The organism is Nonomuraea sp. NPDC049421 (assembly GCF_040677005.1).
GTDB classification, from domain to species: domain Bacteria; phylum Actinomycetota; class Actinomycetes; order Streptosporangiales; family Streptosporangiaceae; genus Nonomuraea; species Nonomuraea salmonea.
Window position 1 is genome coordinate 20,661 of sequence record NZ_JBFAQA010000007.1, and the last position, 20,616, is coordinate 41,276.

Sequence of the window (20,616 nt, forward strand, 5' to 3'; positions counted from 1 at the left end):
TGAGATGTAAGAGGGGTCGCGCGACCTTACCGGACACAGCCGACCAGAGCAGGAGTGTTGCAGCAGAAATCAACATGAGCAAGACTTTTGATGACATTGCTACCTGGAAGTTTGGTCCACGAGTTGAATTGGGATTCAATACACCGGCGAGTGATCTCGCTCGGTGAGAGGCCGCTCACCCCACGAGATCGCGGACTCAGCGCCGCTCTCGTGGCGCACCTCGGGGAGGAGGCGCCGGAGCCGCTGTCCGTACGACGATTTCTGCCGTTGCCCACCCTCTCGTACGGTCCTGCAGATCTCCACACTGGGGTCCCAGGTGAGCGCGATTTCGGTGCGCACGTCGACCAGACGAACCACTCGGTGATCGTGGACGAGCGGGTCGTGGTGAAGTGGCTCACCCCTCCCGCGCCACTGCCGCATCCCACCCCCGACATCCTCGCTCATCTGGTTGAGGCCGGATTCAACGACACCGCCCCTCCTTACGCGGCTCTGACCGGCGTGGTGGACGGCCGCGACCACCTCCTCGCCCTGGTGACCGGTTACCTGCCGGACGCCAGGGACGGCTGGGAGTGGTGCGTGGACGAGGCCGTCGCCGGCACCACGGCGTTCGCCGCCGCCGTCGGCCGCCTCACCGCCGACCTCCACCTCGCCCTGTCCACCCTCCCCGACTCCCCTGCGACGGCACCGGCGGAAGGGACCGCCCCCGGGTTGTCGGCCCCGCTCGGGGCGAGGCTTGCGGAGCGGGCGGAGGCGGCGCTGGCCGAGGCGCTGGCGGTGACCGACGGCGAGGACGGGGTCTGGCTTGCCGAGCAGGCCGAGGTCATGCGGCGGGAGCTGGGCAGCCTGACCGCGCCCCTCACCACGCCCGTCAGCACGCCGCTGATCAGGATTCACGGGGATCTGCACGTCGGTCAGATTCTCCAGTGGCGCGACGGCTACGCGGTCATCGACTTCGACGGCAACCCCACGGTGGCCGACGCCGACCCCCGCCAGTCGGCCGCCCGTGACGTGGCGCAGCTCACCACCAGCCTGGAACACGTGGCCCAGGTCGCGATCAAGCGCCGCGGCACCCCTCCTGGCCAGGCCGCCGCGTGGGCCCGCCGCGCCCGCGCCGCGTTGCTCGCCGCCTACCGCGACCGGCTGGCCGCGCGGCACCGTCCCGGCCTGCTGGACGAGCGGCTGATCCGGCCGTTCGAGGTGGAGCAGGAGTGCCGCGAGCTGATCTATGCCGCCCGCCACCTGCCCCGCTGGCGCTACGCCCCCATGGGCGTCCTGCACACCTGGTACGACGCCCAGAAGACGTCCGCAGACACCCCTGCAGACACCCCCGCGGCGACCCCCGCGCCGAACCCGGCGCGGAAACCTGAGGAGAACAACGCGTGAAATCCGAGCTCTACCTGACCGACCTGGAGTCCAAGCCGCAGGCGCTGGCCGACCTCGCCGCCGCGCTCAGGACGGCCGACCCCTGGGCCGGGCTGCCGCAGGGCGTCGACCGGGTGCTGTTCCTCGGCATGGGCAGCTCCCGCTACGCGGCGGGCGTGGCCGCACGGCGCCTGCGCGCCGCCGGGGTGTCCGCCTTCGCCGAGTACGCCTCCGCCGCCACCGCACTCCCACCGGCCAAGGGCACCCTGGTCGTGCCGATCTCGGCCACCGGCGGCAGCCGCGAGACGCTCGACGCGATCGAGGCGTACGCGGGCGGCCCCTCCTTCGTCGCGGCGCTCACCAACCAGCCGGGCTCCCCGATCACGCAGGGCGCCGACCTGGTGGTGGAGATGCGGGCGGGCGAGGAGCGCGGCGGCGTCGCCTGCCGTACGTTCCAGCACACGCTGGCCCTGCTGCTCGCCTTGGAGAGCCGGCTCACCGGCCGCGCGCACGGCCTGCCCGCCCTGGTCGAGCGGGTCGCCGAGGCCACCGCCGACCTGCTGGAGCGCAGGGACGAGTGGCTGCCGCTGACCATGGAGCTGCTCGACGGCCCGGACGGCGTCTACACGATCGCCCCCGCCGAGCGCCTGTCGTCGGCCGAGCAGTCGGCGCTGATGCTGAGGGAGGGCCCGCGCCGCCCGGCCGACGCCTGCGAGAGCGGCGACTGGTCGCACGTGGACGTCTACCTCACCAAGACGCTCGACTACCGCGCCCTGCTCTTCCCCGGCTCCCGCTACGACGAGCAGGCCATGGACTGGGTACGCGAGCGCGGCTCGACGGTGGTCACCGTGGGCGGCGAGGTGAAGGACGCCGCCACGGCGATCCGCTACGTCCACGACGACGACCCCGACGTCGCGCTGCTCACGGAGACGCTGGTGGCCGAGCTGGTGGCGGCCTACTGGTGGTCGGCGCGGTAGCGGGGTCTCATGCCGACCGTACGGTGAGCGCGTGCTCCACCAGCGTGATCAGCGTGTGCTTGACCGCGGGCCTGGCCCGCGCGTCCGTCCGCACGATCGGCACGTGCCCGGAGATCGTCAGCGCCTCCCGCACCTCGTGCTCGGCGTGCGGGAACGCGCCGTCCCAGCCGTTCAGCCCGATGATGAACGGGATGCCGGAGTTCTCGAAGTAGTCGACGGCGGGGAAGCTGTCGGCCAGCCGCCGCGAGTCGACCAGCACGACGGCCCCGATCGCGCCGCGCACGAGGTCGTCCCACATGAACCAGAACCGGTGCTGCCCCGGCGTGCCGAACAGATAGAGAATGAGGTCCTGGGCCAGCGAGAGCCGGCCGAAGTCCATGGCGACGGTCGTGGTCGTCTTGCCCGGCGTGTGGCCGAGGTCGTCGATGTCGGCCGAGGCGTCCGTCATCACGGCCTCGGTCGTGAGCGGCATGATCTCCGACACCGCGCCGACGAACGTGGTCTTGCCCACGCCGAATCCGCCCGCCACGACGATCTTGGTGGAGGTGAGCCGGCTAGAGCCTTCGAAGTCCACTGAGCACCCTTTCGAGCAGGCCCCTGTCAGGCAGGCCCGCCTCAAGCTGAGGCTGGTACACCTTGACCAGCCCGTCCGCCTCCATGTCGGCGACCAGCACCCGCGCCACCCCGAGCGGCACGCTGAGCAGCGCCGAGATCTCCGCCACCGAGCGCACCTGGCGGCACAGCTCGCTGATGGCACGGTACTCCCGCGTGTACGTCATGCCCAGCTGCGCCGAGGTGGCCGATGACACGAGGGCCTCCATGGCGAGGTTCGTCCGTGGCGTGGTGCGGCCGCCGGTGACGGCGTACATGCGGACGAGCGAACTGCGCTCGGGCTCCTCTTCCCCGTTGTGCCACGATGCCAAGGTTCACTCCCATCACCAGGGGCGCACGGAGGACAGCTCCGCTCGCACGGCAGGAGTGAGCACCTGCCCCGCGCGCTCGACCAGGATCGTCATCTGGTAGGCGACCAGGCCCATGTCGCAGTCGGGCGCGGCCAGCACCGCGAGGCAGGATCCGTCGCTGATCGCCATCACCAGCAGCAGACCGCGTTGCATCTCCACGAGGGTCTGAGTGACCTCGCCACCCCCGAACACCCGCGCCGACCCCGCCGTCAGGCTCACCAGACCGGCCGCGATGGCGGCGAGCTGGTCGGCGCGATCCTGGGGGAAGCCCCTGGAGTAGGCCATGGGGAGCCCGTCGGCCGAGACCACCACCGCGTGCGCCACACCGGGGATCTCTTCGACGAAGGCGGTGACCAGCCAGTTGACGTCTCTGGCGGCCTGGCTCAGCTCCTTCATGCGTCCTCCTCGAGCTCGGCACGTCCCTTGCGTACGCCCTGCTGGTAGCTGGCGAGCCGGCTGCGCAGCCGGTCAGGGGACACCGGAGGAGCGGGAACGGGCGGAGGTTGCGGGTTCGCGGTCCCCGGTACCAGGTTCGCGCGCGGGGTCCGCTTCGGCAAGCCGGAGTTCGTGGTGCCGTTCCTGACCGGCTCGGCGGCGGCGCCCGCGGCCTGCCAGCCCTGGTCGGCGGGGGACGACCAGGACGGGTCGCGGTGGTCGGCGGTGGGCGCCGACCTGCTGAACCAGCCGCTCACCTCGACAGCGGGCTCCTGAGCCGGGGGTGCCTGCGGCGGGGCGATGCCCAGCTCGGCGGCGGGCGCGCTCAGCGGGTCGGGGAAGGACGTCACCGGCTCCGGTGGGGCCTGCTCCACCGAGTGCGAGTGGGTGTGGGTGACGCTGAACCACGACGAGTCGGCCGCGTCCTGGCTCGCGGGCGGGGGGTTGTAGGACGGGACGCTCTCGTACGACGGCGGGGCCGCGGTGTCGAAGGACGGATGCCCGCCGGAGAACGACGGCATGGACCGCGGAGCAGGGGCCGCGTGCGCAGGCGCGTGCGTCGGCGCGTCGGTCGGACGAGGTGCCCGGTGCCGCTGTCCCGCTCCCGGCACCGGCCCCGGCACGCCGGTGAGCAGCGCGGGCGGGACCAGCACCATGGCGGTCAGCCCGCCGATGTCCTGCCGCCGCAGCTGCACCCTGATGTTGTGCCGCAGCGCCAGCCGGCCGACCACGAACAGGCCCATCCGCCGCGACACCGACACGTCCACGACGGGCGGGTTGGCAAGACGCCAGTTGGCCTCGGCCAGCTCGTCGGCCGTCATGCCGATGCCGTGGTCGGTGACCGACAGCAGCAGGCTGCCGCCGTCGATGCGGCTGCTTGAGATGATGACCTTGGTGTCGCGGGAGGAGAACGACACGGCGTTCTCGACCAGCTCGGCGAGCAGGTGCACCACGTCGGTGACGGCCTGCCCGGCGATGGCGACGTCCGACTGGACCTGGATGCTGACCCGGTCGTAACTCTCGACCTCGCCCAGCGCGGCCCTGACGATGTCCATCAGCTCGACCGGCTCCGTCCACTTGCGCGCGGCCTCCTGGCCGGCGAGGACGAGCAGGTTCTCACTGTTGCGCCGCATGCGGGTGGCGAGGTGGTCGAGCTTGAACAGGTCGCCGAGCCTGGCGTCGTCGCGCTCGCCGCGCTCCAGCTTCTCGATCAGCGTGAGCTGCCGTTCGACCAGGGTCTGGCTGCGCCTGGACAGGTTGACGAACATGGCGTTGACGTTGGAGCGCAGCTTGGCCTCGTCGCCGGCCAGCCGCACGGCCTCGCGGTGCACCTCGTCGAAGGCCCGCGCGACCTCGCCCACCTCGTCCTTGGTGAAGATGCCGATGGGCGGCACCTCGGCGTTCACCGCGCCGTCGCGGGACTCGCGCAGGTGCTGGACGAAGTCGGGCAGCCGCCTGCCGGCGATCTCCAGGGCCTCGCCGCGCAGGCGGCGCAGGGGGCGTACGAGGGAGCGCGCCACCCCGGTCGTGATCAGCAGCACGGCCACCAGCAGGGCGAGCACGGCGGCGGCGGTGATGACGGCGCGCTGCCGCTCGTCGGAGCTGAGCGCCTCGCTGCGCTGCACGATGCCCTCGGCCTGGCGCTGCTCGACCTTGCGCATGGAGTCGACGACCACGCTCGACGCGTCGAACCACTCCTTGGCGTCGTCCTTCCTGGCGAGGTCGAGGCCGCGCAGCGGCAGCCCGGTGGTGGCCCTGATGAGCACCAGCTCGCGCAGGAACAACATGCGGTCGGCGGAGCGGCCGTTGACGGTCTCGTCGAACAGGCGGCGCTCCTCCGCGGTGGCCTCGGCGGCGAAGCCCCTGCGCTCGTTGGCCTCCCTGGACTGCTCGCCGAGCAGCTTCTTCAGCGCCTCCGGCTCGAACGCGCCCTCGACCAGCGCCACGACGACGAGGGCCTGCTGGTACGACACGCTCTCCTTGGCCCGCGCGAGCGCGTCGAGCATGCGCGTCTGGCGGAACAGCTCGTCGTCCACGCTGCCCTTGACCAGCTCGTTGTGCACCGACAGCAGGCCGTTGACGATCACGGTGTAAAGCTCGACGGCCGGTCCCGGCAGCAGGTTGGCGTCCAGGGCCTGGCGGCGCAGGGAGGTCAGGTCGTTGAGCCGGTTGAGCAGGTTCTCCAGCTGGTCGGCGGTGCGGCCGGTGGCGTCGGCGAGCAGGGCCTGGGCGACGTCGCGTACCTGCTTGGCCGACAGGTCCACCTGCGCCATGTGGGACTGCACCTCGGCGAAGGCGTCGGCGGGCCGGTCGCGGGCGATGTACCAGGCGGTTCTGGCGCGCTCGGTGGAGACGAGGTGGGTGAACTCGCCGAGTTCGGCGGACAGGCGGGCGAACTGGTTCGTCCTGGCGTAGTCGGAGGCCGCGGAGGTCGAGTTGAGCACCTGGACGCCGCCGAGCAGGACGGCGGCGGCGGTCGGTACCAGGATGAGGGCCACGAGCCGCGCGCGGACACGCCAATTGCGCAGCCGCCAGCCACCTTCGCTGGCCTGCCTGACGCCCACCTGTGTACTCACCGAACGCACCTCGTCGAATCGGCCTATATGCGGGCCGTGTGCCCTGGGGAAATCAGCAAGTGCCGGGTAATTGGAACACATCACATGGCTTGTGGCCAAGCGAACATAACGCGACAAATGATGGTCTGCGTGACTCATGAGGATAGAAGCTGGCGCTCCATGCGGGAAGTACTCGCGGCACGAAATAAACCTTTAACAAGATAAATGTCCGCTTATGGGCGATTTGCTCGTTCCAATCGCGTAACACGACCGGCGCGCAGTGATCTCCGGAAGGTCACGCCGTTGAGAATCACGCTATTCACCACATATGTTGAGCCACGTCAAACGAGGAGGCGAGGGTGGGAGATTCTCCCGGCAACGCGGCAATCACCGTTGCGGGCCTTTGGAAGATCTTCGGGCCGAAGGCGCAAAAGGTGCTGGACAGTGATGACAGACATCTGGACCCTGCCGCGCTCAGGGAGAAGACCGGCTGCACCGCCGCCGTCCGCGACGTGAGCTTCGAGGTACGCCCCGGCGAGGTCTTCGTGGTCATGGGCCTGTCGGGCAGCGGCAAGTCCACCCTCGTCCGCTGCCTCACCAGGCTCATCGAGCCCTCAGCAGGCCAGGTCACGATCGCCGGCGAGGACGTCGGCGCCGCCTCCCCCGCCCGCCTGCGCGAGATCCGCCGCCACCAGGTCAGCATGGTCTTCCAGCACTTCGGCCTGCTGCCGCACCGCAAGGTCATCGACAACGTGGCGTACGGGCTGGAGATCCAGGGCGCCGCGAAGGCCGACAGGCACGCCCGGGCCGCCGAGATCCTTTCGCTCGTCGGCCTCGACGGCTACGCCGACGCCTACCCCGACCAGCTCTCCGGCGGCATGCAGCAGCGCGTCGGCCTGGCCAGGGCGCTGGCCGTGGAGCCCCAGGTGATGCTGTTCGACGAGCCGTTCAGCGCGCTCGACCCGCTGATCAGGCGCGACATGCAAGCCGAGGTGATCAGGCTGCACCGCGAGGTCGGCAAGACCATGGTCTTCATCACTCACGACCTGTCGGAGGCGCTCAAGCTGGGCGAGCGCATCGCGATCATGCGGGCGGGCTCGATCGTGCAGCTCGGCACGGCGGAGGAGCTCGTGGGCGCGCCGGCCGACGACTACGTGGCCGACTTCGTCCGCGACGTGCCGCGCAGCCACGTGCTGACCCTGCGCTGGATCTGCCGCGACCCCGAGCCGGGCGAGCCGCTCGACGGGCCGGAACTTCCCGTCACCACGGTCATCAAGGACGCCATCGGTGTCGCGTCGGGCTCCTCCCGCCCGATCAAGGTCGTGGACGGCGACGAGCTGGCCGGCGTCGTGGACCGGGTCGACTTACTGGGCTTCCTGGCCGGTCAGGACCCCGCCGTGAAGGCGCCGGCATGAGCAGCACGGCCGTCACCACGCCCTCCAGGCTCGGCCTGCCGAGGTGGGCGGCCCCCGCCGGGGTGGCGGTGCTGTTCGTGGCGGCGTACCTGGTCTTCCGCGGCTCGGGGACGCTGCCGCACGACAAGGAGGCGCCGCAGTTCCTCGCGGTGACCGAGCTGCGCGAGTGGATCGACGACCACCGCAACGACAACCCGCTCTTCCTGTACTTCCTCAACTACATCAGGCTCTTCGTGGGCCAGCTCTACACCCTGTTCCAGACCACCCTGTACGCGCTCGGCTGGCCCGGCATCACCGGCGTCATGGGCGCCCTGGCCTGGCTGGCGGGCGGCTGGCGGATCGCGCTGCTCGCGCTCGGCGGCGTGAGCGCGTTCGGCGTGCTCGGGCTGTGGGAGTCGAGCGTCGACACGCTGGCCCTGGTCGGGGTGGCGGTGCTGCTGTCGCTGGCGATCGGGATCCCGATCGGGGTGTGGGCGGGCCTGTCCGCGCGGACGCGGCGGGCGATCACCCCGGTGCTCGACGTCATGCAGATCATGCCGACGTTCGCCTACCTGGCGCCGCTCGCGCTGTTCTTCCACATCGGGGCGCCCGCGGGGGCCATCGCCACGATGATCTACGCGATCCCGCCCGCCATCCGCATCACCGCGCTGGCGATCTCGTCGGTCTCCCCCACGGCGGTCGAGGCGTCCACCTCGCTGGGCGCCACCAGGCGGCAGACGCTGGTCAAGGTCTATCTGCCGCTGGCCCGCTCCACGATGGCGCTGGCCATCAACCAGACCATCATGATGGCGCTGTCAATGGTGGTCATCGCGAACCTGATCTCGGCACCCGGCCTGGGCGGCGACATCATCCGCGGCCTGTCGCGGGCGCAGGTCGGCATCATGCTCCCGGCGGGCGTGGCCATCGTGATCATGGCGGTGATGCTGGACCGGATGATGATGGCGGTCGCCCGCCGCGACGCGCACGCCAAGCTGCGCAGGACCGACCTCGTCGGCGCGGGCGTGCTGGGCGTGGCCGGGCTCGCGCTCATCCCCGTGCTGCCGCCGATCTGGCCGGAGAGCCTGACGGTGAACGTCGTCGCCGAGGTCAACGCGGCCGTGAGCTGGGCCGAGACGAGCTGGTACCCGGTCACCACGTTCATCAAGGACGTCACCTCACACGCGCTGCTCAACCCGCTGGAGTCGCTGCTCACCGCCGCGCCGTGGTGGCTGGTCGCGCTCGCGGTGCTGAGCCTCGCCTGGCGGGTCAGCGGCACGCGCCCGGCGCTCGTCTCGCTGGCCTGCCTGCTCGGCATCGCGCTGCTCGGCGTGTGGGAGCACACCATGCAGACGATGACCACGGTCGCCGTCGCGGTGCTGGCCACGCTGCTCATCGGGCTGCTGCTCGGCGTGGCGGCGGCCCGCTCGCCGCGCTACTCCGCCATCCAGCGCCCGCTGCTGGACGCCGCCCAGACCATGCCCGCGTTCGTGTACCTGCTGCCGGCGCTCGCGTTGTTCGGCACCACCCGGTTCACCGCGATCTTCGCGTCCATCATCTACGCGGTGCCGCCGGTGGTGCGCCTGGTCGAGGACGGCATCAAGGGCGTGCCCGCGACCGTCGTCGAGGCCGCCGCCTCGGCCGGCTCCACCTCCGGCCAGCTGCTGTGGAAGGTGCAGCTGCCGATGGCCAGGCGCGCCATCCTGCTCGCGGCCAACCAGGGCATCGTGATGACGCTGGCCATGGTCGTCGTCGGCGGTCTGGTCGGGGCGGGGGCCCTCGGCTACGACGTGGTCGCCGGTTTCTCCCAGCGGACCGACTTCGGCATGGGCTTCGTGGCCGGCATCGCGACCGTGCTGCTCGGCGTCATGCTCGACCGCATCACGCAGGGCGCCGACACCAGGCGCCCGTCCCCCCGAAAGAGGAAGTTCACATGAAGATTCGCCTGCTCGCAGGCCTGCTCGCCTTGGGGCTCGCCGCCGGATGCGGCGGGGCCACCGTGGAGAGCTCACCCAGCGCCTCCGCGCCGGCGGCCGGGGCCAGCGCCTCCGGCGGGTCCGCCGGGACCGTGAAGATCGCCATCAACCCCTGGGTCGGGTACGAGGCCAGCGCGAACGTCGTGGCGTACCTGCTGAAGAACGAGCTGAACTACGAGGTGGAGCTGCCCGAGATCAAGGAGCAGCTCGCCTGGGAGGGCTTCGAGACCGGCGACGTCGACGTCATCATCGAGAACTGGGGTCACCCCGACCTGAAGAAGCAGTTCATCGAGGAGAAGAAGACCGCGCAGGAGGCCGGCTCGACCGGCAACAAGGGCGTCATCGGCTGGTACATCCCCAAGTGGATGGCCGACGAGCACCCCGGCATCACCGACTACAAGAACCTCAACAAGTACGCCGAGCTGTTCAAGACCTCCGAGTCGGGCGGCAAGGGCCAGCTGCTGTTCGGCGACCCCTCGTACGTCAGCAACGAGGAGGCGCTGATCAAGAACCTCAAGCTCGACTACAAGGTCGTGGTCGGCGGCAGCGAGGCGGCCCTGATCAAGAGCGCCCAGCAGGCGCAGGAGCAGAAGAAGCCGCTGCTGTTCTACTTCTGGGACCCGCACTGGCTGTTCAGCAAGACCGAGCTGGTCCGGGTGAACCTGCCGGCGTACACCGAGGGCTGCGACGCCGACCCGAAGAAGGTGGCCTGCGACTACCCGGAGATGGACCTCGACAAGATCGTCAGTACGAAGTTCGCGCAGTCCGGCGGCAAGGCGTACGAGCTGGTCAAGAACTTCACCTGGACCAACGAGGACCAGAACGCCGTGGCCGACGACATGACCAACGGCGGCATGACCGGCGAGGAAGCCGCCAAGAAGTGGGTCGAGGCCAACCCCGCCAAGTGGCAGGCCTGGATCCCCAAGTGACCCCCTCCTGACCCCCATGACCGCGCGCCCGCCCGGCGCGGGCGCGCGGTTCCCGGAGACCTCATCATGATCCGAATCAAGACGCTCGCCGGCCCGCTCGTCGCGGCCCTGCTGCTGACCGCCTGCTCCAGCGGTGAGCCCGAGACCACGGCCAAGGCCAAGGGGACCGTGAACATCGACGTGCACGGCTGGGTCGGGTACGAGGCCCAGGCCGCCGTGCTCGGCTACCTGCTGGAGCACGAGCTGGGCTACGAGGTGAACAAGCGGGCCGTGAAAGAGGACCAGTCCTGGCGGGATTTCGAGTCGGGCAAGGTCGACGTGATCGTGGAGAGCTGGGGTCACAACGACCTGAAGAAGGAGTACATCGAGGAGAAGAAGGTCGCGCTGTCGGCGGGGCTGACGGGCAACAAAGGCGTCATCGGGTGGTACGTGCCCGAGTGGATGGCCAAGAAGTATCCCGACATTACGGACTACCGAAACCTCAATAAGTACGCCGCCCTCTTCCGGACCGAGAAAACCGGAAATGCCGGACAAGTGCTCGACGGAGATCCGACATTCGTCACCAACGACGAGGCTCTCGTCAAGAATCTCGGGCTCAATTACAAGGTCGTCTACTCCGGCAGCGAGGCGGCGCTCATCAAGGCGGCGCAGGAGGCGACGAAGAATCGGACGCCGCTGCTGATGTATTTCTACGAACCGCAATGGCTCTTCAGCAAGATCAAACTCGTCAAGGTGGCGCTGCCGCCCTACGCCGTCGGCTGTGACAGCGACCCGGCGAAGGTCGCCTGCGACTATCCGCCGTACCTGCTGGACAAGATCGTCAGCCGGCGGTTCGCGGAGACGGGCGGGCAGGCGTACGAGCTGGTCCGCAACTTCACCTGGACCAACGACGACCAGAACGCCGTGGCGAGCGACATGATCAACGAGCGGATGACCGCCGAAGAGGCCGCCGAGCGGTGGGTGCAAGAGAACAAGATCGTGTGGAAGGACTGGATTCCGCGTTGAGGTTCGACTTCGTCATCGTGGGCGGCGGCTCCGCCGGAAGCGCCCTGGCCAACCGGCTGAGCGCCGACCCCTCGACGTCGGTGCTGGTGCTGGAGGCAGGGCGTCCCGACTACCTGTGGGACGTCTTCATCCACATGCCGGCCGCGTTGATGTTCCCCATCGGCAACCGCTTCTACGACTGGAAGTACGAGTCCGAGCCGGAGCCGCACATGGGCGGCCGGCGCATCTACCACGCCCGCGGCAAGGTGCTGGGCGGCTCGAGCAGCATCAACGGGATGATCTTCCAGCGCGGCAACCCGCTCGACTACGAGCGCTGGGCCGCCGACCCCGGCATGAAGAGCTGGGACTACGCCCACTGCCTGCCCTACTTCAAGCGCATGGAGACCTGCCTGGCCGACCCCGGCACCGACTTCCGCGGCGGCGAGGGGCCGCTCAAGCTGGAGCGCGGCCCGGCCCACGGCCCGCTGTTCGCGGCGTTCTTCGCGGCCGTGCAGCAGGCCGGGCACCCGCTGACCGACGACGTCAACGGCTACCGCCAGGAGGGCTTCGCCGCCTTCGACCGCACCGTCCACCGGGGCCGCAGGCTCAGCGCCGCCCGCGCGTACCTGCATCCCGTACGCAGGCGCAAGAACCTGACCGTGCGAACCCGCGCCTTCGTGGAGAAGGTGCTCTTCGACGGCACCCGCGCGACCGGTGTGCTGTGCGGCGGCGAGCGCATCGAGGCCGGCGAGGTCATCCTGTGCGGCGGCGCCATCAACACCCCGCAGCTGCTCCAGCTGTCGGGGGTCGGGCCGCGCGCGCTGCTCGAACCGCTCGGCGTCGAGGTCGTGCACGACCTGCCGGGCGTCGGCGAGAACCTCCAGGACCACCTGGAGGTCTACGTCCAGCACGCCTGCACCCAGCCGGTCTCCCAGCAGCCCTCGCTGGCCATGTGGCGGCGGCCGTTCATCGGGGCCAACTGGCTGTTCCTGCGCGGCGGGCCTGGCGCGACCAACCACTTCGAGGCAGGGGGCTTCATCCGCTCGAACGACGAGGTGGCCTACCCCAACCTGATGTTCCACTTCCTGCCCATCGCCGTACGCTACGACGGCACGGCCCCGGCCGGCGGGCACGGCTACCAGGTGCACATCGGGCCGATGTACTCCGACGCGCGCGGCTCCGTCCGCATCACCTCCGCCGACCCCCGGCACAAGCCCGCGCTGCGCTTCAACTACCTGTCCACCGAGCAGGACCGCCGCGAGTGGGTGGAGGCGATCAGGCACGCCAGGAAGATCCTGTCCCAGCCCGCCTGGGCGGACCTGGACGGCGGCGAGATCTCCCCCGGCCCGCGGGTGCAGACCGACGAGGAGATCCTGGCCTGGGTCGCCAAGGACGGCGAGACGGCGCTGCACCCGTCGTGCACCTGCAAGATGGGCACCGACGAGCAGTCGGTCGTGGATCCCGAGACCATGCGGGTGCACGGCCTCGACGGGCTGCGCGTGGTGGACGCCTCGGCCATGCCGTACGTCACCAACGGCAACATCTACGCCCCCGTGATGATGCTCGCCGAGAAGGCCGCCGATCTCATCCTCGGCAACACCCCGCTACCGCCCGAGCCGGTGGAGTTCTACAGGGCCCGCTGACCTCACCTGTCCAGCCGCTGGTAGCGGCGGACGGACAGGGTGAAGAAGACGACGGTGATGACGGCCGGCCAGAGGAGAGCCATCAGCACGGCGTGCTGGGCCACCCAGGAGTCGCCGCCCCAGCCCGGGTTGCCGAACAGCTCCCTGGCCGCCGCCACCGTCGCCGACAGCGGGTTCCACTCGGCGACGGCGCCGAGCCAGCCCGGCATGGTGGCGGGGGCGACGAAGGCGTTGGACAGGAAGCCGATGGGGAACTCCATGGTCTGGATCGCCACCGCCGCCCCCGGGTCCTTGGTGCGCAGCCCCAGGTAGACGCCCGCCCACAGCAGCGAGAAGCGCAGGAACAGCAGCAGGCCGACCGCGCCCGCCGCGCCGGGGAGCGTCTCCGGGCGCCAGCCGACCGCCAGGCCGCAGAGCAGCAGGCCGGCCAGGATCAGGACCGAGTGCAGCAGGTCGGCTACGGCCCGGCCGGTGAGCACGGCGGAGGGCGCCATGGGCAGTGACCTGAACCGGTCGGTGACACCCTTGGCCGCGTCGGTGGTGACGGCGATCATGGTGGAGCTGAGGCCGAAGAGCATCGTCATGCCGTACATGCCGGGCATGAGGAACGCGAAGTACCCGGCCCCCTCCGGCACCCGCACCGCACCCCCGAACAGGTAGCCGAAGGCCAGGGTGATGACGATGGGGAAGGCCACCCCGAAGACCACCGTCATCGGCTGGTTGGCCCAGTGGATCAGATCGCGCCGGGCGATCGTCCACCCGTCCACGATCGCCCAGCGCAGCGTCGTCGCCGTCATCGGCGCTCACCTCCGGTGAGGTGCAGGAAGACCTCGTCGAGGGTGGGGCGGCGGAGGGCGGCGTCCTCGGCCTCGATGCCGGCCGCGGCCAGCGCGTTCAAGGCTTCGGTGAGCGTGCGCACGCGATCACTCACCGGGGCGCTCAGGCGGGCGGCGTCCCGGTCCTGCTCGGCGGGGGCGCCGGCCACTCGCTCGATGATCGCGGCCGCCTCGGCCAGGCGCCGCGGGTCGCGGACGACCACGTCGAGCCGGTCGCCGCCGATCTTGCTCTTGAGCGCGTCGGGCGTGCCCTCGGCGACCACCCGCCCGGTGTCGATCACCGCGATGCGGTCGGCGAGCTGGTCGGCCTCCTCCAGGTATTGGGTGGTCAGCAGCACCGTGGTGCCGCCCGCCACCAGGTCGCGCACCGCCCGCCAGATCTCCGTGCGGCTGCGCGGGTCGAGCCCCGTGGTCGGCTCGTCCAGGAACAGCACGGGCGGCGCCAGGATCATGCTCGCGGCCAGGTCGAGCCGCCTGCGCATGCCGCCGGAGTACTCCTTGGCCGGCCCGGCGTGCTCAAGCCCGAAGCGCTGCAGCAGCTCGGCCGCCCTCGCACGGGCCTGCCTGCCGCCGAGGTGGTGCAGCCGGCCGAACATCTCCAGGTTCTGCCGCCCGGTCAGCAGCTCGTCCACCGCCGCGTGCTGGCCGACCAGGCCGATCGTGCGGCGTACCTGACGGGGCTGGGTGACCACGTCGAAGCCGCCCACCTCCGCGCGCCCGGCCGAGGGGCGCAGGAGGGTGGTGAGGATGCGCACGGTGGTGCTCTTGCCGGCGCCGTTGGGGCCCAGCAGCCCGCAGACCGTGCCGGGGGCCACGTCGAGGTCGATGCCGTCGAGTGCCGCCTTCTCGCCGTACGTCTTGCGCAGTCCCCGTACGCGTACCGCTGTCAAATGCCGCCTCCTCGCTTGCCGTACGACGTACCGTACAGCATACGGCAGGACGCGGCAACCGTACGGTGTACCGTACGAAGGTGAGCGTTGAGTACTCGGGCAAGGGCGACCCGGCGCGCAGCCTCGCGCTGCTCTGGCGCACGAGCGAGCCCACCGGCCGCAAGGGCAAGCCGGAGCTGGGCGTCGAGCGGATCGTGCGCGCCGCCATCGAGGTGGCCGACGCCGAAGGACTGCAGGCGCTGTCCATGCGCCGGGTGGCCGAGCGGCTGGGCGTCGGGACGATGTCCCTCTACACGTACGTGCCGGGCAAGCCGGAACTGTTCGACCTCATGCTCGACACGGTCTACGGCGAGACCGACAGACCGGCGGACGTGCCGGGCGGCTGGCGGGGCAGGCTGGAGCAGATCGCCAGGGAGAACTGGGCGCTCTACCTGCGCCACCCCTGGCTGCTGCAGGTGGCGGCGAACCGGCCGGTGCTCGGCCCCAACCTCACGGCCAAGTACGACTACGAGCTGAACGCGGTCGACGGCATCGGCCTGACCGACGTCGAGATGGACTCGGTGATCACCCTGATCACCGGCTTCGTGCACGGCACCGCCAGGGGCGCCGTGGAGGCCGCGCAGGCCGAGAGCATGACGGGGCTGAGCGACGAGCAGTGGTGGGCCGCGCACGCGCCCTTCCTCAGCCGCATCGCCGACCCGGCGCGCTTCCCCACCGCCTCCCGGGTCGGGCAGGCGGCGGGCGAGGCGCTCAACTCGGCCTACAGCCCGGAACACGCCTTCGAGTTCGGGCTCCAGCGCGTCCTCGACGGCATCGAAGCCCTGGTGAAGCAGCGAACCGGCGGCTGAGACTCCAGCACGCCGGCTCGGTACAGGCCTCAGCGGGCCGCGCGTGCGGCCCTTCGCGCCTCAGTAGGCGGCTCAGCAGGCGGCTCAGCAGGCTCAGTAGGCGGCGGGGGCGGCGCGCAGGCGGACGACGTGCTCGACCAGCGAGATCAGCGTCGCCTTGACCGACTCGCGGTTACGCGCGTCAGTGCGCACGATCGGCACCTGCGGCGACAGCGCCAGCGCCTCCCTGACCTCGTCGTCGGAGTGCGGGAACTGGCCGTCCCAGCCGTTGACCCCGATCACGAAGGGCAGCTTGGCCTCTTCGAAGTAGTCGATGGCGGGGAAGCTGTCGGCCAGGCGGCGCGTGTCGAGCAGCACCACCGCGCCGATGGCGCCGCGCACGAGGTCGTCCCACATGAACCAGAACCGGTGCTGTCCGGGCGTGCCGAACAGGTAGAGGATCAGGTCACGGTCGAGCGAGAGCCGGCCGAAGTCCATCGCCACGGTCGTGGTCTGCTTGTTCGGGGTCAGGCCGAGATCGTCGATGCCCGCGGACGCGTCGGTCATCACCGCTTCCGTGGTGAGCGGGAGGATCTCGGACACCGCCCCCACGAAAGTCGTCTTCCCGACGCCGAAACCACCGGCGACGACGATCTTCGTCGACGTGAGGCCGGGGCTAGAGCCTGCGTAGTCCACTGAGCACCCTTTCGAGCATGTTGAGGTCTGGCTGTCCCTGGCTGAGGCGTGGCTGGTGCAGGCGGACGAGCCCTTCGTCTGACATGTCCGCCACGAGCACCCTGGCCACGCCCAGCGGGACGCGGAGCAGGGCCGAGATCTCGGCGACCGACCGGAACGACCTGCACAGCTGCATGATGGCCTCCTGCTCGGGGGTGAGCATGGCCATCTCGTCGTCCGGGATCGACATCGACGAGATCAACGTCTCCATCGCGAGGTGGTAGCGCGGCTCAGACCTGCCGCCCGTCACCGCGTAAGGACGGAACAGGGGCTCCTCTTCCCCGATTCCGTCAGCGCCGTACACGGCCCGCTCCCATCAGTTCCATCACATCACCGGGTCCTGGCGGCCTGCAGTTCCGCGCGCAGGGCCGGCGTCAGTGCCTGTCCAGCCCTGTCTACCAGCAACGTCATCTGGTACGCCACGAGTCCCATGTCACAATCAGGACCCGCCAGGACCGTGAGCACCGAGCCGTCACTGATGGCCATGACGAGCAGCAGACCACGTTGCATCTCGACCACGGTCTGCGTCACCGCGCCGCCCTCGAACACCCGCGACGCGCCCACGGTCAGGCTCAGCAGCCCCGCGGAGACCGCGGCGAGCTGGTCGGCCCGGTCCGGCGGGAACCCCTCGGACGCGGCTAGGCAGAGCCCGTCGGCCGAGACGACGACGGCATGGGCCACTCCGGGCGTGTGCCGGACGAAGTCGGTGATCAGCCAGTCGAACCTGTTGGCCTCACTGCTAAGGGTTGTCACGCATCCTCCCCGGCGGGACGCTTACTCACTCTTGTCCTCCTGTCCACGAATCTCCTGGCGACCCCTGCGCACACCCTGCTGGAAGCTGGCCAGCCTGCTGCGGATCCGGTCAGCGGAGACCGGAGGCGGCGGCGGTGCCTGCCGCTGCTCCTGCTGCTGCGGTGCCTGCGCGGGCCGGCTGTTCGCCGTGCCAGGCACCAGGTTGGCCTTGGGGGTGCGCTTGGGGAGCCCGGCGGCGGTGATGCCACCGAGGCTTGGCTCGGCGGCCGCTTTCGCCGCTTGCCAGCCGGCGTCCGCGGCCGTCCGCCACGCTTCCTCACCAGAGGGTACGGCGTGCGCGGCCGTGGACTCTCCCGGCCCCTCCGCCGCCTCGCCCGGCGGCCTGCGGAACCAGGCCGACTCCACCGCGGCGAAGATCGGCAGGTAGTCCTCCCGCCCCTGCTCAGACGGAGTGTCCGCCGAGGGGGCCGGGTCGGGCGTACGCACGTCGTTGGTCGAGTAGGACGAGGGCGGCGGCGTCTGGAACGCGCCATTACCAGATGCGGCGGGAGGAGCACTGGGGTACGAGGGGTAGGCGCCGGAGTCGTACGTCCCCTGACGCCTGCGGTAGGCGCCGCCGTCGGTGTCGGCGGTGAAGCCGTTGACCCCGGCACGGCCCGGGTCGGAGGGGAACGATCCGTACGAGGGGCCGCCGTCGAACGACCGCGCCCCGGTCTGGGGCCCGGTCTGGGGGGCCGCAGGACCGCCGTTCGCCGGCGGTACCTGCGGTGGCGCGCCGTCGAAGGACCCCGGCCCCTGTCCAGGCGCGCCGTCGAATGAGCCGGGCGAGCGCCTGGGCAGGCCGCCCGGCCTGACCTGGCCCCCGTTGACGGGCCCGTTGACGGGCCCGTTCACTGGGCGCGCCGGCCCGTCGGCCGGACGGCCGGGAGCGCCGTCGAAGGACGAAGGCCCCTGCCTGCCTGGCCCGGCGTCGAACGCGGACGGGCCCTGCGGTGCGGGACCGCCGCCGAACGTCGAGGCGCCGGGCCGCACGGGACCGCTGTCGAACGTCGAGGGACCCTGCCGCGCAGGGCCGCTGTCGAACGTGCCGGGTCCTGGCCGGTGCCCGTTGTCGAAGGAGCCCGCGCGCGGCCCCGCCGCGTCGAAGGAGTCGAAGCTGGCGAACGACCGGAACGACCCGTTCTGCACGGGCGCGCCCGCCTGCGACGGCACGGTCCCGCCGCCGAACGCGGGCCGCTGCGGCAGCGGCTGCTGCTGGGTGCCGTCGGCGATCAGCGTCGGCGGCAGCAGCACCATGGCGATCAGGCCGTTGCCCTCGCCCTTGCGCAGCTGCACCCGGATGCCGTGGCGCAGCGCGAGGCGGCCGACCACGAACAGGCCCATGCGCCGGGAGACCGACACGTCCACGACGGGCGGCTCGGCCAGGCGGCGGTTGGCCTCGGCCAGCTCCTCCTCGGTCATGCTGATGCCGCTGTCGGTGACCGACAGCAGGGCGCCGCCGCCCTCGATGAGGCTGCTGGTGACGGTGACCTGGGAGTTGCTCGGGGAGAACTGGATGGCGTTCTCGACCAGCTCGGCGACCAGGTGGACGAGGTCGTTGGCGCAGCTGCCGAGCACGGAGGTGGCGCGGTGCACCCGCACCTGGACGCGCTCGTAGCCCTCGACCTCCGACAGCGCGGCGCGGACGACGTCGACCAGCTTGGCCGGCTGGCTGCGCCGGCGGGTGGCGTCGTGGCCGGCGAGGACCAGGAGGTTCTCGGAGTTGCGACGCATGCGGGTGGCCAGGTGGTCGAGCTTGAACAGGTCGGCCAGCCGGCCGCCGTCCTGCTCGCCCTTCTCCAGGCCGTCGATGAGCGAGATCTGCCGCTCGACCAGCGTCTGGGTGCGGCGGGAGAGGTTGACGAACATCGAGCTGATGTTGCTGCGCAGCTCGGCCTCCTCGCCCGCCAGGCGGACCGCCTGCCGGTGCACCTGGTCGAAGGCCCTGGCCACTTCGCCGATCTCGTCGTCGCCGTCCACGGCGATGGGCTGCACCTCGCGTACGGAGGCGGGGTCGCCGCTGACGCGCAGCTGGCGCACCACGTCGGGCAGCCGGAACCCGGCCACCTCCAGCGCCTCGGTACGCAGCCGCCGCAGCGGGCCGACCATCGAGCGGGCGATGGCCACGGTGAGCAGCAGCACGACCGCGAGCAGCGCGAGGATGAGGATCCCCGCGATGATCGCGTTGCGGATCTCCTGCGAGCGCAGCTCCTGGCTGCGCAGGTTCACCTTGTCCGCCAGGCCCTTCTCGATGCCGTGCAGCAGGTCGATGGCGGCGGTGTTGCTGTCGAACCACTCCTGCCGCTCGGCCCTGGCCGAGATCAGGTTGTCGACGATGCGGGCGCCCGGCTCCTTGCCGCTGACCAGCGCGATCGCGCGGGACTTGGTGAGCTGGATGTTGACGTACTCGGGCTTGGAGGCCAGCGCCTTGGACAGTTCCAGGCCGACCTCGACGCCGGCCTCCGCGCCCACGGTGGCGATGTCGCTCTGCTGGCGGGCGTTGGAGGCGATGAACTGCTCGACCTCCTTGGCGTCCACGCTCGCGGCGTCGTAGGACGCCTGCAGGAGCTGGACGCGCTGGCGGGAGATCTCCTCCTTGGCCGCGACGAGCGCGCTCAGGCCGCGGAACTGGCCGACGATCTGCGAGTCGTCCGACATCAGCGAAAGCTCGTCGTGCAGCTTGATCAGGGTGTCGGTGAGGAAGTCGTAGCGGATGGTGTTCTTCTGGCCCTCTTCCCGGATCTTGGCCAGCCGGCCCAGGTCGTACCTGACCTGCTCGGCGGCCTTGACCACGCGGGGCCCGTAGGACTCGTCCATGGTGTCGAGGTCCGCGCGGACGGCCTTGACCAGCGTGTCCACGGCGGCCTTGCGCTGGGCGAGCGGCGTGGCGAGCTTCTTGCGCATGGCCCGGCTCGCGCCGACCCAGCCGCCTGTGTCGCGCTCCAGCCCCAGCGCCTGCACCAGGTCGCGGACGCGGCCGGCCTGCTCGGCCGCGGTGGCCGTGCGGTCATAGACGGCGATGCTCTGGACCGAGCCCACCACACGCGCTCCCCCGAGCACGACGGCGGCGATGGTCGGCACCAGGATGAGCGCGGTGAGCCGCCACCGCACCCGCCAGTTCCGCAGGCCGAGCCGCTGCAGCAGCCGCTTCGCGCGGTCTGGCTGCGCGGCCGTGCCGCTGCCCGAATTCCCCGTAGTCACCGCTCCCGCTACCCCTCAATCGTCCCGTCCGCAACGGGTCGTCAGACCGTCCACAAGGTATCCGCAGCATCTGACTTAACAGGCATATCGGACACAATCGTTACAAACGTGACCGGTTGTC

The 20,616-nt window shown here is 70.6% G+C and carries 18 protein-coding genes; 8 read left to right on the top strand and 10 right to left on the bottom strand.

The genetic code is table 11. The features are described 5' to 3' along the window. Positions 1-360 precede the first annotated feature (360 nt). Both AB0K18_RS14010 and AB0K18_RS14015 read left to right on the top strand, forming a co-directional pair. Positions 361-1,383, top strand: coding sequence for a hypothetical protein (locus tag AB0K18_RS14010; protein ID WP_364914401.1), 1,023 nt, complete (start codon positions 361-363; stop codon positions 1,381-1,383). Then, positions 1,380-2,339 carry an SIS domain-containing protein gene (locus AB0K18_RS14015; protein WP_364914402.1) on the top strand — a complete coding sequence of 320 codons (960 nt, stop codon included), beginning with the start codon at positions 1,380-1,382 and terminating at the stop codon, positions 2,337-2,339. Before AB0K18_RS14010 ends, AB0K18_RS14015 begins: the two co-directional genes overlap by 4 nt. Before the next feature lie 7 nt (positions 2,340-2,346). On the opposite strand, the gene AB0K18_RS14020 is transcribed toward AB0K18_RS14015, so the two are convergent. The 4 genes from AB0K18_RS14020 to AB0K18_RS14035 all read right to left on the bottom strand — a co-directional run bounded on the left by AB0K18_RS14020 (position 2,347) and on the right by AB0K18_RS14035 (position 6,312). Further along, entirely contained in the window at positions 2,347-2,913 is a 567-nt protein-coding gene (locus tag AB0K18_RS14020; protein WP_364914403.1) for an ATP/GTP-binding protein, read from the bottom strand. After that, entirely contained in the window at positions 2,894-3,208 is a 315-nt protein-coding gene (locus AB0K18_RS14025) for a DUF742 domain-containing protein (protein ID WP_345409593.1), read from the bottom strand. The genes AB0K18_RS14020 and AB0K18_RS14025 overlap by 20 nt, the downstream gene beginning before the upstream one ends. 66 nt (positions 3,209-3,274) lie before the next feature. Further along, positions 3,275-3,697, bottom strand: coding sequence for a roadblock/LC7 domain-containing protein (locus tag AB0K18_RS14030; RefSeq protein ID WP_345397892.1), 423 nt, complete (start codon positions 3,695-3,697; stop codon positions 3,275-3,277). After that, a complete protein-coding gene (locus AB0K18_RS14035; protein ID WP_364914404.1) occupies positions 3,694-6,312 on the bottom strand; it encodes a nitrate- and nitrite sensing domain-containing protein in 2,619 nt (872 codons plus the stop codon). The genes AB0K18_RS14030 and AB0K18_RS14035 overlap by 4 nt, the downstream gene beginning before the upstream one ends. A gap of 338 nt (positions 6,313-6,650) precedes the next feature. Between AB0K18_RS14035 and AB0K18_RS14040 the strand changes: the two genes are divergently transcribed. The 5 genes from AB0K18_RS14040 to betA all read left to right on the top strand — a co-directional run bounded on the left by AB0K18_RS14040 (position 6,651) and on the right by betA (position 13,214). After that, positions 6,651-7,706: a glycine betaine/L-proline ABC transporter ATP-binding protein gene (locus AB0K18_RS14040; protein ID WP_364914405.1), complete on the top strand. Its 1,056-nt coding sequence runs from the start codon at positions 6,651-6,653 to the stop codon at positions 7,704-7,706. After that, a complete protein-coding gene (locus AB0K18_RS14045) occupies positions 7,703-9,619 on the top strand; it encodes an ABC transporter permease subunit (protein WP_364914406.1) in 1,917 nt (638 codons plus the stop codon). The genes AB0K18_RS14040 and AB0K18_RS14045 overlap by 4 nt, the downstream gene beginning before the upstream one ends. Beyond that, positions 9,616-10,587 (top strand): ABC transporter substrate-binding protein, encoded by a 972-nt coding sequence (locus AB0K18_RS14050; RefSeq protein ID WP_364914407.1) that lies wholly within the window; start codon positions 9,616-9,618, stop codon positions 10,585-10,587. The genes AB0K18_RS14045 and AB0K18_RS14050 overlap by 4 nt, the downstream gene beginning before the upstream one ends. Before the next feature lie 66 nt (positions 10,588-10,653). After that, positions 10,654-11,592, top strand: coding sequence for an ABC transporter substrate-binding protein (locus AB0K18_RS14055; protein WP_364914408.1), 939 nt, complete (start codon positions 10,654-10,656; stop codon positions 11,590-11,592). Then, positions 11,589-13,214 (top strand): choline dehydrogenase, encoded by a 1,626-nt coding sequence (gene betA / locus AB0K18_RS14060; RefSeq protein ID WP_364914409.1) that lies wholly within the window; start codon positions 11,589-11,591, stop codon positions 13,212-13,214. Before AB0K18_RS14055 ends, betA begins: the two co-directional genes overlap by 4 nt. 2 nt (positions 13,215-13,216) lie before the next feature. On the opposite strand, the gene AB0K18_RS14065 is transcribed toward betA, so the two are convergent. Together AB0K18_RS14065 and AB0K18_RS14070 are read right to left on the bottom strand one after the other, a co-directional pair. Next, positions 13,217-14,011, bottom strand: coding sequence for an ABC transporter permease (locus AB0K18_RS14065; protein WP_364914410.1), 795 nt, complete (start codon positions 14,009-14,011; stop codon positions 13,217-13,219). Then, a complete protein-coding gene (locus tag AB0K18_RS14070) occupies positions 14,008-14,940 on the bottom strand; it encodes an ATP-binding cassette domain-containing protein (protein WP_364914411.1) in 933 nt (310 codons plus the stop codon). The genes AB0K18_RS14065 and AB0K18_RS14070 overlap by 4 nt, the downstream gene beginning before the upstream one ends. Positions 14,941-15,020: 80 nt before the next feature. On the opposite strand from AB0K18_RS14070, the gene AB0K18_RS14075 reads away from it, so the two are divergent. Beyond that, a complete protein-coding gene (locus AB0K18_RS14075; RefSeq protein ID WP_364914412.1) occupies positions 15,021-15,788 on the top strand; it encodes a TetR/AcrR family transcriptional regulator in 768 nt (255 codons plus the stop codon). 93 nt (positions 15,789-15,881) lie between these two features. Here the strand turns inward: AB0K18_RS14075 and AB0K18_RS14080 are convergent, their stop codons facing one another. Genes AB0K18_RS14080 through AB0K18_RS14095 form a run of 4 tightly spaced genes read right to left on the bottom strand, consistent with a single transcriptional unit; the run spans position 15,882 to position 20,495 of the window. Continuing rightward, on the bottom strand, positions 15,882-16,463 hold the full coding sequence (locus tag AB0K18_RS14080; RefSeq protein WP_364914413.1) for an ATP/GTP-binding protein: 582 nt from the start codon (positions 16,461-16,463) through the stop codon (positions 15,882-15,884). Next, complete coding sequence (locus AB0K18_RS14085) at positions 16,444-16,806, bottom strand: DUF742 domain-containing protein (RefSeq protein WP_345397859.1); 363 nt, start codon at positions 16,804-16,806, stop codon at positions 16,444-16,446. Before AB0K18_RS14085 ends, AB0K18_RS14080 begins: the two co-directional genes overlap by 20 nt. A 26-nt stretch (positions 16,807-16,832) precedes the next feature. Continuing rightward, a complete protein-coding gene (locus AB0K18_RS14090) occupies positions 16,833-17,255 on the bottom strand; it encodes a roadblock/LC7 domain-containing protein (RefSeq protein WP_364914414.1) in 423 nt (140 codons plus the stop codon). A gap of 21 nt (positions 17,256-17,276) precedes the next feature. Next, positions 17,277-20,495, bottom strand: a complete 3,219-nt coding sequence (locus tag AB0K18_RS14095) for a nitrate- and nitrite sensing domain-containing protein (protein ID WP_364914415.1) — start codon at positions 20,493-20,495, stop codon at positions 17,277-17,279. Positions 20,496-20,616 lie beyond the last annotated feature (121 nt).

Coding starts and splice junctions, on each gene's coding strand:
- AB0K18_RS14025 (WP_345409593.1), bottom strand. CDS start 3,208: ATGTACGCCGTCACCGGCGGCCGCACCACGCCACGGACGAACCTCGCC.
- AB0K18_RS14030 (WP_345397892.1), bottom strand. CDS start 3,697: ATGAAGGAGCTGAGCCAGGCCGCCAGAGACGTCAACTGGCTGGTCACC.
- AB0K18_RS14045 (WP_364914406.1), top strand. CDS start 7,703: ATGAGCAGCACGGCCGTCACCACGCCCTCCAGGCTCGGCCTGCCGAGG.
- AB0K18_RS14050 (WP_364914407.1), top strand. CDS start 9,616: ATGAAGATTCGCCTGCTCGCAGGCCTGCTCGCCTTGGGGCTCGCCGCC.
- AB0K18_RS14055 (WP_364914408.1), top strand. CDS start 10,654: ATGATCCGAATCAAGACGCTCGCCGGCCCGCTCGTCGCGGCCCTGCTG.
- AB0K18_RS14065 (WP_364914410.1), bottom strand. CDS start 14,011: ATGACGGCGACGACGCTGCGCTGGGCGATCGTGGACGGGTGGACGATC.